Below are 15,162 nucleotides of genomic sequence, written 5' to 3' on the forward strand. Positions count from 1 at the left end.
CGGGTCATGCTTTATTATCCAGCATCTTTTTCAGACCATCGAGAGGCGTGCGGCCCACACCGCGGGCAGATGGCACGCAGGAAGCCCGGACTAATAAGATGGCATTGAAATCCCCCGCGTTTCGTAAAAAATTTCCGTTGCTGGTTACCGGCAGTTTGCTGGCCCTGCAACCTCTAGCCACCTCTTACGTGGTCGCCGCGGAACAGTATGACTGCTCAGTCTCTGCTTCAGGTGGCTGGGCCTGTGCGCCGAAAACCAGCGCAGCCCAACTGCCTCCGCGCCCGATTCACGACGCCAGCTCGATCAGCTCCAGTGCCACGACCGCAACCGAAGGTGGTGACGCAGGCGAAGCTGTCGGCGACAAGCCCGTGCTGGTCACCGAAGCCAAAGGCCGTGGCCTGAAGTCCCGCAGTGCGGACTACAGCCACCTCGACTGGGTGCCACGTGAGAAGCTCACGGCCGCTCAATTGGCCGAAACCGGCCCTTACTGCTCTGGTTCCTATATCGAACCGATTCGTCCTGGCATGAATGACAAGACGAATAAAAGTGACGCCCCGACCTTTATCGGTGCCAAGGCTTCGCGTTATCAGCAGGAACAGCAGGTGGCGACGCTGGCCGGTGACGTGGTCATGCGTCAGGGCAGCATGCAGGTCGAGGCCGACGAGGCCAACCTGTACCAGGCCGAGAACCGTGGCGAGTTGAGCGGCAACGTCCGCATCCGCGATAACGGCACCCTGATGGTCGGCGACCACGCCGACGTCCAGCTCGACACTGGTGAAGCCAAGGTCGATAACGCCGAGTACGTGATGCACAAGTCACGGGTACGTGGTAGTGCGCTGTACGCCAAACGCGCGGAAAACGCCATCATCCGCCTCAAGGATGGTACGTACACCACGTGCGAACCGAACAGCAACGCCTGGCAACTCAAGGGCAACAACATCACCTTGAACCCGGCCACCGGCTTCGGTACCGCGACCAACGTGACCTTGCGGGTCAAAGATATTCCGGTGCTCTACACCCCGTATATCTACTTCCCGATCGACGACCGTCGCCAGTCCGGTTTCCTGCCACCGAGCATCGGCACAGGCGGTGATACCGGCTTCATGCTGGTCACTCCTTACTACTTCAACCTGGCACCGAACTACGACGCCACGTTGTACCCTCGCTACATGGCCAAGCGCGGCCTGTTGATGGAAGGCGAGTTCCGTTACCTGACCAAGAGCAGCGAAGGTCAGTTCGGCGCCGCCTACCTCAACGACGACGATACCGATCGCAGCAAGCAGACCGATTACGAAAAAACCCGCTACATGCTCAACTGGCAGCACAAGGGCGGGCTTGATTCGCGTCTGATGACCGAGGTCGACTACACCAAGATCAGCGATCCTTATTACTTCCAGGATCTGCAGACCGATCAGCTCGGCGTGAAGTCGTCTACCGACTACGTCAACCAGCAAGGTGCCGTGACCTACCGCGGCGATGATTACACTGCACGCCTTAATGTGCAGGCGTACGAGCTGGCGAGTGTGTCCAACATCACGCCGTACAACCGCCTGCCGCAGATCACCTTCAACGGTGCCCTGCCGTTCCATCCGCAAGGTTTGGATTTCACCTACGAGACGGAACTGGTGCGGTTTGAGCGGGACCTGATGAAAGGCAACTACTTTGATAAGGACGGCGGGCCATTCGACGCCAACGGCGTTGCAATTGGCACTCGCCGCCTGGATGAGAACGTTGCCGGTCTGGCGCGCGCCAACGGTGACCGCCTGAACCTGAAGCCGGGTGTCAGCCTGCCGCTGAACTGGAGCTACGGTTACCTGACACCGTCCCTCAAGTACATGTACACCCAGTACAATCTTGACCTGGACGCCAAAGGCAAAAATGATCTGGTGATCAACCGCAACAGAGCGGCAGCACTGGGTGAATCGTACAAGAGCTCGCAAAACCGCGGCGTTCCGATCGCCAGTCTCGACGGTGGCCTGTACTTCGACCGTGACACTCAATGGTTTGGCAAGAATTACCGCCAGACCCTCGAGCCGCGCGCGTTCTACCTCTATGTTCCTGAGGAAGACCAGAAGAATATCCCGGTATTCGATACTGGAGAACCCACCTTCAACTACGCCTCTCTGTTCCGTGAAAACCGCTTCTCCGGCTCCGACCGTGTTGGCGACGAAAACAAGCTGTCTCTCGGCGTGACCAGCCGCTGGATCGAAGACAATGGCTTCCAGCGCCAGCGCATCAGCGTGGGCCAGGCCCTGTACTTCAAGGATCGCACCGTCCAGTTGCCGGGTATCGACTACCGCACCCGCGCCGACGCCACGTCCAACGTCTCGCCTTACGCGCTTGAATATGAATACCGCTACAACCGCGACTGGCGCACCACGGCCGACTACAACTGGGATCCGGACAGCCACAGCCCGCGCTCCGGCAGCGCAATGCTCCACTACCAGCCCGAAGACAATCCGAACAAAGTGGTCAACGTTGGCTATCGCTATCGCAACGACCAGATCCGCTACGACCAGAACAGCGGCACCTGGAAAATGGGCGGCGATTACGGCACTGCGGGCCAGCCTGGCTACGTGAAGGACTACTACAAGATCCAGCAGCATGACTTCTCGGTGATCTGGCCGATCGTGCCGCAGTGGAACGCCATCAGCCGTTGGCAGTACGACTACAACCGTAACCGCACGCTCGAAGCCTTCGGTGGCTTCGAATACGACAACTGCTGCTGGAAACTGCGCCTGATCAGCCGTTACTGGGTCAAGTATGACGAGTTCAGTCAGAACGCTCCGGAGAACGAGAAAGGCGACCGCGGCATCTTCCTCCAAATTGTTCTGAAGGGTCTCGGTGGCGTCATGGGCACCAAAGTAGAGAGCTTCCTCGACAAAGGCATCCAAGGTTATCGTGAACGTGAAGACCAAGCTTTCTGATTGTCTGCGCCCGCTGATGTTGGGCGCGCTGTTCCTGAGTACTGCGGCCAGCGCCGCGGTGCAGTCCATCGACAAGGTCGTGGCCATCGTCGACAACGACGTGGTCATGCAGAGCCAACTGGACCAGCGGGTTCACGAAGTCCAGCAAACCATCGCCAAGCGTGGCGGTGGCGTACCGCCTACCAGCGTTCTGGAACAGCAGGTTCTGGAGCGCCTGATCGTTGAAAACCTGCAACTGCAGATTGGCGAACGTTCCGGCATCCGCATCACCGACGAAGAACTGAACCAAGCCATCGGTACAATTGCCCAGCGCAACAGCATGAGCATCGAGCAGTTCCGGGCCGCCCTGGCACGCGACGGTTTGTCTTATGAAGACGCTCGTGATCAGGTTCGCCGCGAGATGATCATCAGCCGTGTTCGTCAGCGTCGTGTCGCCGAGCGGATCCAGGTATCGGAACAGGAAGTGAAAAACTTCCTGGCTTCGGATCTGGGCAAAATGCAGCTCTCCGAAGAACTGCACTTGGCCAACATCCTGATTCCGACCCCGGAAAGCGCCAACTCCGAAGCCATTCAGCGCGCTGCGCGCCAGGCCATGGAGGTGTATCAGCAGCTCAAGCAAGGTGCAGACTTTGCGCAGTTGGCAATCGCCCGCTCCGGCAGCGACAACGCCCTGGAAGGCGGCGATATGGGCTGGCGTAAAGCCGCTCAACTGCCACCTCCGTTCGACCGCGAGCTGAGCGCAATGGCGGTGGGTGACATCACTCAGCCCGCACGCACGCCTGGCGGCTTCATCATCCTCAAGCTGCTGGACAAGCGCGGCGGTGGCAATCAGGTACGCGATGAAGTGCATGTACGCCACATCCTGATCAAACCAAGCGAAATTCGCAGCGAAGTAGAGACCAAGCGCCTTGCGCAGAAGCTCTACGAGCGGATCGAAGCCGGCGAAGACTTCGCCGAACTGGCCAGAAACTATTCGGAAGACCCAGGCTCCGCTCTCAATGGCGGGGATCTCAACTGGATCGACCCCAACGCTCTGGTACCGGAATTCCGCGAAGTGATGGCCAAGACCCCGCAAGGTCAGCTATCCAAGCCGTTCAAGAGCCCTTATGGCTGGCATGTACTGGAAGTTCTTGGCCGTCGCGCCACCGACAGCACCAGTCAGGCCCGTGAACAGCAAGCCATGACCGTCCTGCGCAACCGTAAATACGATGAAGAGTTGCAGACCTGGTTGCGGCAGATCCGCGATGAGGCCTACGTCGAAATCAAACTGCCTGGCGCTGAACAGGCGGCGCAGTGAAACCCAGACGTTTCGCGCTAACACCCGGCGAGCCGGCAGGTATAGGTCCAGACCTGTGCCTGCTGCTTGCCTCGCAACCCCAGCCATATCCCCTGATTGCCATTACCAGCCGTGACCTGCTCCTTGAGCGGGCCACGCAGCTGGGTGTGGCGGTCGATCTGCGGCCAGTGACCCTGGACCGACTGCCGACTGAAGCGGCTCCAGCCAACAGCCTGTATGTGTGGGACACGCCCCTGGCCAAGCCAGTGGTCAGCGGTCAGCTGAACCAGGCCAATGCCGCCTTCGTTTTGGAAACCCTGACGCGGGCTGGCCAAGGCTGCCTGGACGGGCACTTCGCCGGCATGATCACCGCCCCCGTGCACAAGGGCGTGATCAACGATTCCGGAATCGCCTTTTCCGGCCATACCGAATTTCTCGCTGACCTGAGCCACACCGAACAAGTGGTGATGATGCTGGCCACACGCGGCCTGCGCGTCGCCTTGGTGACCACGCACCTGCCCTTGCGGGAGGTGGCAGACGCCATCACCGCCGAACGCCTGGAGCGGGTCACGCGTATCCTGCATGCCGACCTGCGGCACAAGTTCGGGATTGCCCAACCACGCATCCTGGTGTGTGGGCTCAACCCCCATGCCGGCGAAGGCGGGCACCTGGGCCATGAAGAAATCGACATCATCGAACCTACCCTGGAGCGTCTGCGCGACGAAGGCATGGACCTGCGCGGTCCGCTGCCCGCCGACACTCTGTTTACCCCCAAATATCTGGAGCACTGCGACGCAGTGCTGGCGATGTACCACGACCAAGGCTTGCCCGTGCTGAAATACAAAGGCTTCGGCGCGGCCGTCAATGTGACGCTCGGCCTGCCGATCATCCGCACCTCCGTCGACCACGGCACCGCCCTGGACCTGGCCGGCAGCGGCAAGATCGACACCGGCAGCCTGCAGGTCGCCTTGGAAACCGCCTACCAGATGGCCGAGAACCGTTTATGAGCGAGCAATACCAACACCGGGCGCGCAAGCGCTTCGGCCAGAACTTCCTGCACGACGCCGGCGTCATCGACCGCATCCTGCGGGCCATCCACGCCAAACCCGAAGACCGCATGCTGGAAATCGGCCCGGGCCAGGGCGCCCTGACCGAAGGCCTGCTGGGCAGCGGCGCGCAGCTGGATGTGGTGGAGCTGGACAAGGACCTGATCCCAATCCTCAATCAGCAGTTCGCTGGCAAGAGCAACTTCAACTTGCACCAAGGTGATGCACTGAAGTTCGACTTCAACACCCTGGGGGCCGCACCCAACAGCCTGCGGGTGGTGGGCAACCTGCCTTACAACATCTCCACACCGCTGATCTTCCACTTGCTGCAGAACGCTGGGCTGATCCGCGACATGCACTTCATGCTGCAAAAGGAAGTGGTGGAACGCTTGGCCGCAGGCCCCGGCGGTGGTGACTGGGGTCGCCTGTCGATCATGGTTCAATATCACTGCCGCGTGGAACACCTGTTCAACGTCGGCCCCGGCGCCTTCAACCCACCACCGAAAGTCGATTCGGCCATCGTGCGCCTGGTGCCCCACGCGGTGCTGCCACATCCAGCCAAGGATCATCGCCTGCTGGAACGCATCGTCCGCGAAGCCTTCAACCAGCGCCGCAAGACCCTACGCAACACCCTCAAGGCACTCCTCAGCAGCGCTGAGATCGAAGCCGCCGGTGTCGATGGCAGCCTGCGCCCCGAGCAACTGGACCTGGCCGCCTTCGTGCGCCTGGCCGACCAGTTGGCCGTCCAGCCCAAGCCTGCCACCGACTGAGAAACGTCCTTGCCCGAGACCGGGTAGGACGCCAGGCGGGATGTCTGGTTTACTACCCGACACTTGACCTAGACTGACCTTCATCAGCTTCGTCCCGCTTTGCTTTAAAGGCCTCTTGCATGTCCGATCCTCGTTATCAGGTCGATGTCAGCGTCGTCACTCGCTTTCTGGCAGACCAATCGCAACCCGAGCAGAACCGCTTCGCTTTTGCCTACACCATCACCGTACAGAACAACGGCTCGCTTCCCGCCAAGCTGCTGTCCCGGCACTGGGTGATCACCGACGGTGACGGGCATGTCGAAGAGGTCAGAGGTGCCGGGGTGGTTGGCCAACAGCCACTGATCGCCCCAGGCAAAAGCCACACCTACAGCAGCGGCACCGTCATGACCACCCGGGTCGGCAATATGCAGGGCAGTTATCAGATGCTGGCCGAGGACGGCAAACAGTTCGACGCCATCATCGCGCCCTTCCGCCTCGCGGTCCCCGGAGCCCTGCACTGATGGCGACCTACGCCGTTGGCGATCTGCAGGGCTGCCTGGAGCCACTGCAGTGCCTGCTTGAACAAGTCGCCTTCGACCCCGCCAAGGATCGCCTGTGGCTGGTGGGCGACTTGGTCAATCGTGGCCCGCAATCCCTGGAAACCCTGCGCTACCTGTACTCGATCCGCGACTCGCTGGTTTGCGTACTGGGCAATCACGACCTGCACTTGCTCGCAGCCTGGCGCAACATTGAACGCCTGAAAAAATCCGACACCCTGAAGGAGATCCTTTCAGCAGCGGATTGCGAAGAATTGTTGCAGTGGCTACGCCAGCAAAAGCTGATGCACTACGACGAAACCCGCAATATCGCCCTGGTACACGCCGGCATCGCGCCACAGTGGTCCCTGAAGAAGGCCCTGAAGTGCGCCGCCGAGGTCGAAACAGCGCTGCAAGACGACAGCCTCTTCGAACCTTTTCTGGATGGCATGTACGGCAACGACCCGGCGAAATGGGACAGTGAGCTCAAAGGCGTCACCCGCCTGCGAGTCATCACCAACTACTTCACCCGCATGCGTTTTTGCACCAGCGACGGCAAACTCGACCTCAAAAGCAAGGAAGGATTGGACACCGCGCCCCCCGGCTACGCGCCCTGGTTCAACCACAAAGAACGCAAGACCCGCGAGCTGAAGATCATCTTCGGTCACTGGGCAGCCCTGGAAGGCCACTGCAACGAGCCAGGCATCTTTGCCCTGGACAGCGGTTGTGTCTGGGGAGGCGCAATGACCCTGCTGAACGTCGACACTGGCGTGCGCCTGACCTGTAACTGCAACGCCCAAGGCCATACAGCGCCTCTGTTCCCCGCCCCCTTGCCCGCCCCGACAACGCGCTAGACAGCGCAGACCAACAAGCCTCAGGAGCCCGCCATGAGCGAATTCAAACGCATCCCCCCAGAACAGGCCCAGGCACTGCGCGAGCAAGGCGCGGTCGTAGTGGATATCCGCGACCCGCAAACCTATGCACTGAACCACATCAGCGGTTCCCGCCACCTGGACAACCACTCCATCTCCGACTTCATCCGCAGCGCCGACCTCGATGCCCCGCTGGTCGTGGTCTGCTATCACGGCAACTCCAGCCAGAGCGCAGCGGCGTATCTGGTCAGCCAGGGCTTTTCTGATGTGTATAGCCTTGATGGCGGCTTCGAACTGTGGCGCAACACTTATCCGACGGAAATCGCCCAAGGCACCGCCGAATAATTTTTTCTGCAGCTCTAGCCCGCGTACTACGTGGGCTCACGCGGCACCAGACGAACGGTAGCGCGCAACTTATTCCCCATCTCTCCTTGACCTCTCGGATTCCGAACTATCCTTAGCCTCAGGCCATCCAAAACAGGGGAGAGCCGGTACACCGGCGGGCGGGTCATCGGTACTAGCTTTCAAGGTAGATAGCTTTGAAAGTGTTCTGGGGGGTAAACAGCAACTGGGCTTTTCAGTTGCATGCCAGCACTTGACTGACTGATCCGACGCCGGCTCCACGTATCGAGCGAGGTGACGTCATGAGCATTTTTAGCCACTTCCAACAGCGTTTCGAATCTACACGCCAGGAAGAGTTTTCACTGCAGGAATACCTGGAGCTTTGCAAAAGCGACCGAAGCGCCTATGCCTCAGCCGCCGAACGGCTGCTAATGGCCATCGGCGAGCCCGAGCTGCTGGACACCTCGACCAACTCGAGACTGTCGCGAATTTTTTCCAACAAGGTCATTCGGCGCTATCCGGCCTTTGAAGACTTCCATGGCATGGAAGAGTGCATCGACCAGATCGTCTCCTACTTCCGCCACGCCGCTCAGGGCCTGGAAGAGAAGAAACAGATTCTTTACCTGCTGGGTCCGGTCGGGGGTGGTAAATCCTCCCTGGCCGAAAAACTCAAACAACTGATCGAGAAAGTGCCTTTTTACGCCATCAAGGGCTCCCCGGTCTTTGAGTCGCCACTGGGCCTGTTCAACGCCACGGAAGATGGCGCGATTCTCGAAGAGGACTTCGGCATTCCCCGTCGCTACCTCAACACAATCATGTCGCCCTGGGCGACCAAGCGTCTGTCGGAGTTCGGCGGCGACATCAGTCAGTTCCGGGTAGTGAAGCTGTATCCGTCGATCCTCAACCAGATCGCGGTGGCCAAGACCGAGCCAGGTGATGAGAACAACCAAGATATCTCGGCCCTGGTGGGCAAGGTGGATATCCGCAAGCTGGAAGAATTCCCTCAAAACGATGCCGACGCTTACAGCTACTCCGGGGCACTGTGCCGGGCCAACCAGGGCTTGATGGAATTCGTCGAAATGTTCAAGGCACCGATCAAGGTGCTGCATCCATTGCTGACCGCCACTCAAGAAGGCAATTACAACAGCACCGAAGGCCTGGGGGCGATTCCGTTCACCGGCATCTTGCTGGCCCACTCCAACGAATCGGAGTGGCACACCTTCCGTAACAACAAGAACAACGAAGCCTTCATCGACCGGATCTATATCGTCAAGGTGCCTTACTGCCTGCGGGTCAGCGATGAGGTGAAGATTTACGACAAGTTGCTGTTCAACAGCTCGCTGGCCAAGGCCCACTGCGCCCCCGACACCCTGAAGATGCTGGCGCAATTTACTGTGCTCTCGCGCCTCAAAGAACCGGAAAACTCGAACATCTATTCGAAGATGCGGGTCTACGACGGCGAAAACCTCAAAGACACCGACCCCAAGGCCAAGTCGATCCAGGAATACCGTGACAGTGCGGGTGTCGACGAGGGCATGAACGGCCTGTCGACACGCTTCGCCTTCAAAATTCTGTCGAAAGTCTTCAACTTCGACCCCCATGAAGTCGCCGCCAACCCGGTGCACCTACTGTATGTACTGGAACAGCAGATCGAGCAGGAACAATTCCAGGCCGAAACCCGCGAGCGCTACCTGCGATTTCTCAAGGAATACTTGGCGCCGCGCTACATCGAGTTCATCGGCAAGGAAATCCAGACCGCGTACCTCGAGTCCTACAGCGAGTACGGCCAGAACATCTTCGACCGTTACGTACTCTATGCCGACTTCTGGATTCAGGATCAGGAGTACCGCGATCCGGAAACCGGCGAAATCCTCAACCGCGTAGCCCTCAACGAGGAGCTGGAGAAGATCGAAAAACCAGCTGGCATCAGCAACCCAAAAGATTTCCGCAACGAGATCGTCAACTTCGTACTGCGCGCCCGGGCCAACAACAATGGCAAGAACCCCACCTGGCTCAGCTACGAGAAACTGCGGGTGGTCATCGAAAAGAAAATGTTCTCCAACACCGAAGACCTGTTGCCGGTCATCAGCTTCAATGCCAAGGCCAGCAAGGAGGACCAGCAAAAACACAACGACTTCGTCACACGCATGGTCGAGCGCGGTTACACCGACAAACAGGTACGACTGCTGTCCGAATGGTATCTGCGGGTCAGAAAATCGCAGTAAGGCAGTGAAGCAGCGATAAGCGGCAAGCTGGAAGCGCCAAGAACGCCCGTCGTCATTGCGCTTGTGGCTTGCAGCTTGACGCTGAGGTCTTGAAGCTGCCCGGAGGGCTCCCCATGAGCTATGTGATCGACCGACGTCTCAATGGCAAGAACAAGAGCACGGTGAACCGTCAGCGGTTCCTGCGGCGTTACCGTGACCACATTAAAAAAGCGGTCGAAGAGGCCGTCAGCCGCCGCTCCATTACCGATATGGAGCATGGCGAACAAATCAGCATTCCGGGGCGCGACATCGACGAACCGGTGCTGCACCATGGCCGAGGTGGCAAGCAGACCGTGGTTCACCCCGGCAACAAAGAGTTCACCGCCGGTGAGCACATCGCCCGGCCTCAAGGGGGCGGAGGGGGCGGAGGGCGCGGCAAGGCCGGGAACTCCGGCGAGGGCATGGATGAGTTCGTCTTCCAGATCACTCAGGAAGAGTTCCTCGAGTTTATGTTCGAAGACCTGGAACTGCCCAACCTGGTCAAACGCAACCTGACCGGCACCGACACCTTCAAGACCGTACGCGCAGGGATCAGCAACGAAGGCAACCCATCACGCATCAACATCATCCGCACCTTGCGCTCCGCCCACGCCCGACGCATTGCGCTGTCCGGCAGCAGCCGCGCCAAACTGAGGGAAGCCAAGGAGGAACTGGCACGCCTGAAACGGGAAGAGCCGGACAACTTCGGCGATATCCAGGAAGTCGAGGCAGAAATCGAGCGTCTCAGCGCGCGGATTCATCGGGTGCCGTTCCTCGACACCTTCGACCTCAAGTACAACCTGCTGGTGAAGCAGCCCAATCCCAGTTCCAAGGCCGTAATGTTCTGCCTGATGGACGTTTCCGGCTCTATGACCCAGGCGACCAAGGACATCGCCAAGCGCTTCTTCATCCTTTTGTACCTGTTCCTCAAACGCAACTACGACAAGATCGATGTAGTGTTCATCCGTCATCACACCAGCGCCCGGGAAGTAGACGAAGAAGAGTTCTTCTATTCACGGGAAACCGGCGGCACTATCGTATCCAGCGCCCTGAAGCTGATGCAGGAGATCATGGCCGAGCGCTACCCGAGCAATGAGTGGAACATCTACGCCGCCCAGGCTTCCGACGGCGACAACTGGAACGACGACTCTCCTATCTGCCGCGATATCCTGATCAACCAGATCATGCCGTTCGTGCAGTACTACACCTATGTAGAGATCACCCCAAGGGAGCATCAGGCCCTGTGGTTCGAGTACGAGCGTATCGCCGAAGCCTTCTCCGAGACGTTCGCCCAGCAACAACTGGTTTCGGCCGGCGATATCTATCCGGTCTTCCGTGAACTCTTCCAGCGCAGGTTAGTGACATGACCGCCAGAGAGCAGAAACGCCAACCCATCTCCACCGGCTCGGAATGGACGTTCGAGCTGATCCAGGCCTACGACCGCGAAATCAGCCGTATTGCGGCCCGCTATGCCCTGGACACCTACCCCAACCAGATCGAAGTGATCACCGCCGAGCAAATGATGGATGCCTATGCTTCGGTGGGCATGCCTTTGGGTTATCACCACTGGTCCTACGGCAAACACTTTCTCAGCACGGAAAAGTCCTACAGTCGCGGCCAAATGGGGCTTGCCTACGAAATTGTCATCAACTCCGATCCCTGCATTGCTTATCTGATGGAGGAGAACACCATCTGCATGCAGGCCCTGGTGGTGGCCCACGCCTGTTATGGCCACAACAGTTTCTTCAAAGGCAACTACCTGTTTCGCTCTTGGACCGACGCCAGTTCGATCATTGATTACCTGGTGTTCGCCAAGCAGTACATCATGCAATGCGAGGAACGCCATGGCATCGATGCCGTGGAAGACCTGCTGGACTCCTGCCATGCGCTGATGAACTACGGCGTCGACCGCTACAAACGGCCCTATCCTATTTCCGCCGAAGAAGAACGGCGCCGGCAGAAAGACCGTGAAGAGCACCTGCAGAAACAGATCAACGACCTGTGGCGCACGATCCCTAAAGGCGCGGACAAGAACAGCGACAAAGACAATGCACGCTTTCCCTCCGAACCTCAGGAAAACATTCTGTATTTCATAGAGAAACACGCACCATTGCTGGAGCCCTGGCAGCGGGAGATCGTGCGCATCGTGCGCAAGATCGCCCAGTACTTCTACCCACAGCGTCAAACCCAGGTAATGAACGAGGGCTGGGCTACATTCTGGCACTACACCCTGATGAACGACCTGTATGACGAGGGCCTGGTCACTGACGGGTTCATGATGGAGTTCCTCTCCTCCCACACCAGCGTGGTGTATCAACCGGGCTTCGACAGCCCCTACTACAACGGCATCAACCCTTATGCCCTGGGTTTCGCCATGTACCGCGATATCCGGCGCATGTGTGAGGAACCGACCGAAGAGGACCGCCGCTGGTTCCCGGAACTGGCGGGTACCGATTGGCTGTCGAGCCTCAAATTCGCCATGAGCAGTTTCAAGGATGAGAGCTTCATCCTGCAGTACCTTTCGCCCAAGGTGATCCGTGACCTCAAACTGTTCAGCATCATGGACGACGATCAGCGAGACGACCTGCTGGTTCCGGCGATCCATGACGAAAGCGGTTATCGGATCATTCGTGAAACCCTGGCCGCGCAATACAATCTGGGTAACCGTGAACCCAACGTGCAGATCTGGAGCATCGACCGCCGCGGCGACCGCTCGCTGACTTTGCGCCATCAGCAACATGATCGAAAACCCTTGGGAGACTCCACCGATGAAGTACTCAAGCACCTGCACCGCCTCTGGGGCTTCGACATTCACCTGGAAACCCTGCAGGGCGATCAGGTGATGAAAACCCACCACGTGCCCCCCAGATCCGACCACAACGAAAATGACTACGGCCGACTGGACCTGGCGGTCATCCACCTCTGACCCCAGAAACAAGCCTCCGCAAGCGTGACGCAAGGGTTATCCTGTCGCGCTAACGGAGGTTTTTTTATGCGGATTTACAAAGTCGGCGGCGCCGTGCGAGACCGCCTGCTGGGCAGGCCTGTCACCGATATCGACTGGGTGGTGGTCGGCGCCAGCGCCGATGAAATGCTCGCCAAGGGTTTTCGGCCAGTCGGTACCGACTTCCCGGTATTTTTACACCCCAAGAGCGGCGAGGAATATGCCCTGGCCCGGACCGAGCGCAAGAGCGGACGGGGTTATGGCGGTTTCACCTTTCACGCCAGCCCGGAAGTCACCCTGGAAGAAGACCTGATTCGCCGCGACCTGACGATCAACGCCATGGCCGAGGATGCTCAGGGAGTGCTCAGCGACCCCTATAACGGTCAGAAGGATCTGGAAAACCGAATTTTACGCCACGTTTCCCCGGCTTTCGCCGAAGATCCACTGCGCGTATTACGGGTTGCACGCTTTGCTGCACGCTATGCCGACCTGGGTTTCAGCGTCGCGCCGCAAACCCTTGAACTGATGCGTCAACTCAGCGAATCAGGCGAGCTTCAAGCGCTGACGGCGGAACGCAGTTGGAAGGAAATCTCTCGCGCCCTCATGGAAGAACAGCCCCAGGTGTTTATCCAGGTATTACGTGACTGCGGTGCCCTAGCGGTACTGATGCCAGAGGTGGATGCCTTGTTTGGGGTTCCGCAGCCAGCAGCCCACCACCCAGAAATAGACACCGGGTTGCACACCCTCAGCGTTTTGCAGCAAGCGGCCCAGCATCAGCAACCGCTCAATGTACGCTGGGCCTGCCTGCTGCATGACCTCGGCAAAGGCTTGACCCCTCAAGCAGAATGGCCACGGCATATTGGCCACGAACACAGAGGGCTTGAGTTGATCAAGGCAGTCAACGAGCGATTCAAGGCACCTCGTGAGTGCCAGGAACTGGCGCTGCTGGTGGGGCAATATCACACTCATGCCCACAAGGCTCAGGAACTGAAGGCTTCGACGCTGCTTGAGCTGCTGCAAAGCTTCGATGTGTTCCGCCGACCGCAGCGTTTTGAAGAGTTCGTGGCGGCCTGCGAAATGGATGCTCGCGGACGCCTCGGCCTGGAGTCGCGAGCGTACCCCCAAGCGGCATATCTACGCGCAGCCGCCAGCGCGGCTCGCGCGGTAGCCGTTCAACCGCTGCTGGAACAGGGTTTCAAAGGTCCACAATTGGGGGAGGCACTGAGACTGGAACGCCTTAAGGCAATCAAGGCTTACAAGGAACAGCACGCGCCTTGAACATAGGGCGGGTAGGCTCAAGCCCTGCCCGCCCATCGCAATGACAGAAGCTATAAAGCCGCAGGCGTAAGTTGCCGACCACGCCATTCAAAGGCCACCGGCGCCAGCACCTGATCGATCTGCGCCTCCCCCCACAGCACGCTGAAACACTGGCCCGCCAACGGATGAACCCGGTCGGGCGCCATCAGCGATAGCGGCCAAAGCACAAAGGCGTTCTTCAAAATTTCCGCTCGAGGCAGAATCAGACCGTCGAAATTGCCAGTCAGGTCACCGTACAGCAGCACATCGATGTCCAATGGCAAACCTTTACGGTCTGGGGCGTAACGGCCGTTGTCCGCCTCGATGAGCTTTAATCGACGATCGAGATCAGCCAGCGACAAATCGGTAAAGGCGGTCACCACCAAGTTGAAGAACGGACCACTCTTGATCCCTACAGGCTGGCTTTCGAACACTGGCGAGCAGCGTATATCCACCAAAAAGCCAGCCAGGGCATCGAGCCCGGCACACAGGTGAACCTCACGCTCGATATTGCTACCCAGCCCCAGAAACACCTGAGTCAGCGACATCCGCGCTCGATCTCCACACCCACACCCGTGGCAGCCGGAACGGCACCTGGCTTGGTCAGCTTCAAGCGCAACCAAGGGATGTGAAATTCACTCATCAACACTTCGGCAAGACGCTCGGCAAAGGTCTCCACCAACTGGTACTGAGCCTGCTCGGCGAACGCCTGAATGCGGGCAGAGACGCTGGCATAATCCAACGCCAGCGTCAGATCGTCCCCTGCCGCGGCCGGACGATTGTCCCAGGCAAAGCTCAGATCAAGACGCAGGCACTGTCGGATGCCTCGCTCCCAGTCATAGGCACCAATCACAGTGTCCACTTCCAGTCCTTCGATAAACACTCTGTCCAAGCACTCTTCTCCGCAGCACGACAAGGGCGCAATGCGCCG

13 protein-coding genes are annotated in these 15,162 nt (G+C 59.0%); 11 read left to right on the plus strand and 2 right to left on the minus strand.

Annotated features, from left to right (window positions below; genetic code table 11):
• Positions 1 to 98 precede the first annotated feature (98 nt).
• The 11 genes from PLD_RS01675 (at position 99) to PLD_RS01725 (ending at position 14,213) form a co-directional block, all read left to right on the plus strand.
• Complete coding sequence (locus PLD_RS01675; protein WP_159889204.1) at positions 99 to 2,927, plus strand: LPS-assembly protein LptD; 2,829 nt, start codon at positions 99 to 101, stop codon at positions 2,925 to 2,927.
• Entirely contained in the window at positions 2,908 to 4,224 is a 1,317-nt protein-coding gene (gene surA, locus PLD_RS01680) for a peptidylprolyl isomerase SurA (protein WP_159889206.1), read from the plus strand. The genes PLD_RS01675 and surA overlap by 20 nt, the downstream gene beginning before the upstream one ends.
• Positions 4,221 to 5,210: a 4-hydroxythreonine-4-phosphate dehydrogenase PdxA gene (gene pdxA / locus PLD_RS01685; RefSeq protein WP_159889208.1), complete on the plus strand. Its 990-nt coding sequence runs from the start codon at positions 4,221 to 4,223 to the stop codon at positions 5,208 to 5,210. Before surA ends, pdxA begins: the two co-directional genes overlap by 4 nt.
• Positions 5,207 to 6,019: a 16S rRNA (adenine(1518)-N(6)/adenine(1519)-N(6))-dimethyltransferase RsmA gene (gene rsmA, locus PLD_RS01690; protein ID WP_159889210.1), complete on the plus strand. Its 813-nt coding sequence runs from the start codon at positions 5,207 to 5,209 to the stop codon at positions 6,017 to 6,019. The genes pdxA and rsmA overlap by 4 nt, the downstream gene beginning before the upstream one ends.
• 119 nt (positions 6,020 to 6,138) lie before the next feature.
• Positions 6,139 to 6,519: a Co2+/Mg2+ efflux protein ApaG gene (gene apaG, locus PLD_RS01695; protein WP_159889212.1), complete on the plus strand. Its 381-nt coding sequence runs from the start codon at positions 6,139 to 6,141 to the stop codon at positions 6,517 to 6,519.
• The gene (locus tag PLD_RS01700; RefSeq protein ID WP_159889214.1) at positions 6,519 to 7,388 is read left to right on the plus strand and encodes a symmetrical bis(5'-nucleosyl)-tetraphosphatase; all 870 of its coding nucleotides are present in this window, start codon (positions 6,519 to 6,521) and stop codon (positions 7,386 to 7,388) included. Before apaG ends, PLD_RS01700 begins: the two co-directional genes overlap by 1 nt.
• Positions 7,389 to 7,421: 33 nt before the next feature.
• Positions 7,422 to 7,751: a thiosulfate sulfurtransferase GlpE gene (gene glpE, locus PLD_RS01705; RefSeq protein WP_159889216.1), complete on the plus strand. Its 330-nt coding sequence runs from the start codon at positions 7,422 to 7,424 to the stop codon at positions 7,749 to 7,751.
• Between the two features lie 299 nt (positions 7,752 to 8,050).
• The gene (locus PLD_RS01710) at positions 8,051 to 9,973 is read left to right on the plus strand and encodes a PrkA family serine protein kinase (protein ID WP_159889218.1); all 1,923 of its coding nucleotides are present in this window, start codon (positions 8,051 to 8,053) and stop codon (positions 9,971 to 9,973) included.
• A 113-nt stretch (positions 9,974 to 10,086) separates the two neighbouring features.
• Positions 10,087 to 11,358, plus strand: a complete 1,272-nt coding sequence (locus PLD_RS01715) for a YeaH/YhbH family protein (protein WP_159889219.1) — start codon at positions 10,087 to 10,089, stop codon at positions 11,356 to 11,358.
• Positions 11,355 to 12,917 carry a SpoVR family protein gene (locus PLD_RS01720; RefSeq protein WP_159889221.1) on the plus strand — a complete coding sequence of 521 codons (1,563 nt, stop codon included), beginning with the start codon at positions 11,355 to 11,357 and terminating at the stop codon, positions 12,915 to 12,917. The genes PLD_RS01715 and PLD_RS01720 overlap by 4 nt, the downstream gene beginning before the upstream one ends.
• Before the next feature lie 66 nt (positions 12,918 to 12,983).
• Positions 12,984 to 14,213 (plus strand): multifunctional CCA addition/repair protein, encoded by a 1,230-nt coding sequence (locus PLD_RS01725; RefSeq protein ID WP_159889223.1) that lies wholly within the window; start codon positions 12,984 to 12,986, stop codon positions 14,211 to 14,213.
• 50 nt (positions 14,214 to 14,263) lie between these two features.
• Here PLD_RS01725 and folK read toward each other — a convergent pair whose 3' ends face one another.
• Both folK and folB read right to left on the minus strand, forming a co-directional pair.
• Positions 14,264 to 14,779 (minus strand): 2-amino-4-hydroxy-6-hydroxymethyldihydropteridine diphosphokinase, encoded by a 516-nt coding sequence (gene folK, locus PLD_RS01730; protein WP_159889225.1) that lies wholly within the window; start codon positions 14,777 to 14,779, stop codon positions 14,264 to 14,266.
• On the minus strand, positions 14,770 to 15,123 hold the full coding sequence (gene folB / locus PLD_RS01735; protein WP_159889227.1) for a dihydroneopterin aldolase: 354 nt from the start codon (positions 15,121 to 15,123) through the stop codon (positions 14,770 to 14,772). Before folB ends, folK begins: the two co-directional genes overlap by 10 nt.
• Between the last annotated feature and the right edge of the window lie 39 nt (positions 15,124 to 15,162).

This window comes from Pseudomonas sp. LD120, from assembly GCF_009861525.1.
Classification (GTDB): Bacteria; Pseudomonadota; Gammaproteobacteria; order Pseudomonadales; family Pseudomonadaceae; genus Aquipseudomonas.

Coding starts and splice junctions, on each gene's coding strand:
- PLD_RS01715 (WP_159889219.1), top strand. CDS start 10,087: ATGAGCTATGTGATCGACCGACGTCTCAATGGCAAGAACAAGAGCACG.
- PLD_RS01675 (WP_159889204.1), top strand. CDS start 99: ATGGCATTGAAATCCCCCGCGTTTCGTAAAAAATTTCCGTTGCTGGTT.
- PLD_RS01700 (WP_159889214.1), top strand. CDS start 6,519: ATGGCGACCTACGCCGTTGGCGATCTGCAGGGCTGCCTGGAGCCACTG.
- folK (WP_159889225.1), bottom strand. CDS start 14,779: ATGTCGCTGACTCAGGTGTTTCTGGGGCTGGGTAGCAATATCGAGCGT.
- apaG (WP_159889212.1), top strand. CDS start 6,139: ATGTCCGATCCTCGTTATCAGGTCGATGTCAGCGTCGTCACTCGCTTT.
- glpE (WP_159889216.1), top strand. CDS start 7,422: ATGAGCGAATTCAAACGCATCCCCCCAGAACAGGCCCAGGCACTGCGC.
- rsmA (WP_159889210.1), top strand. CDS start 5,207: ATGAGCGAGCAATACCAACACCGGGCGCGCAAGCGCTTCGGCCAGAAC.
- PLD_RS01710 (WP_159889218.1), top strand. CDS start 8,051: ATGAGCATTTTTAGCCACTTCCAACAGCGTTTCGAATCTACACGCCAG.
- PLD_RS01720 (WP_159889221.1), top strand. CDS start 11,355: ATGACCGCCAGAGAGCAGAAACGCCAACCCATCTCCACCGGCTCGGAA.
- PLD_RS01725 (WP_159889223.1), top strand. CDS start 12,984: ATGCGGATTTACAAAGTCGGCGGCGCCGTGCGAGACCGCCTGCTGGGC.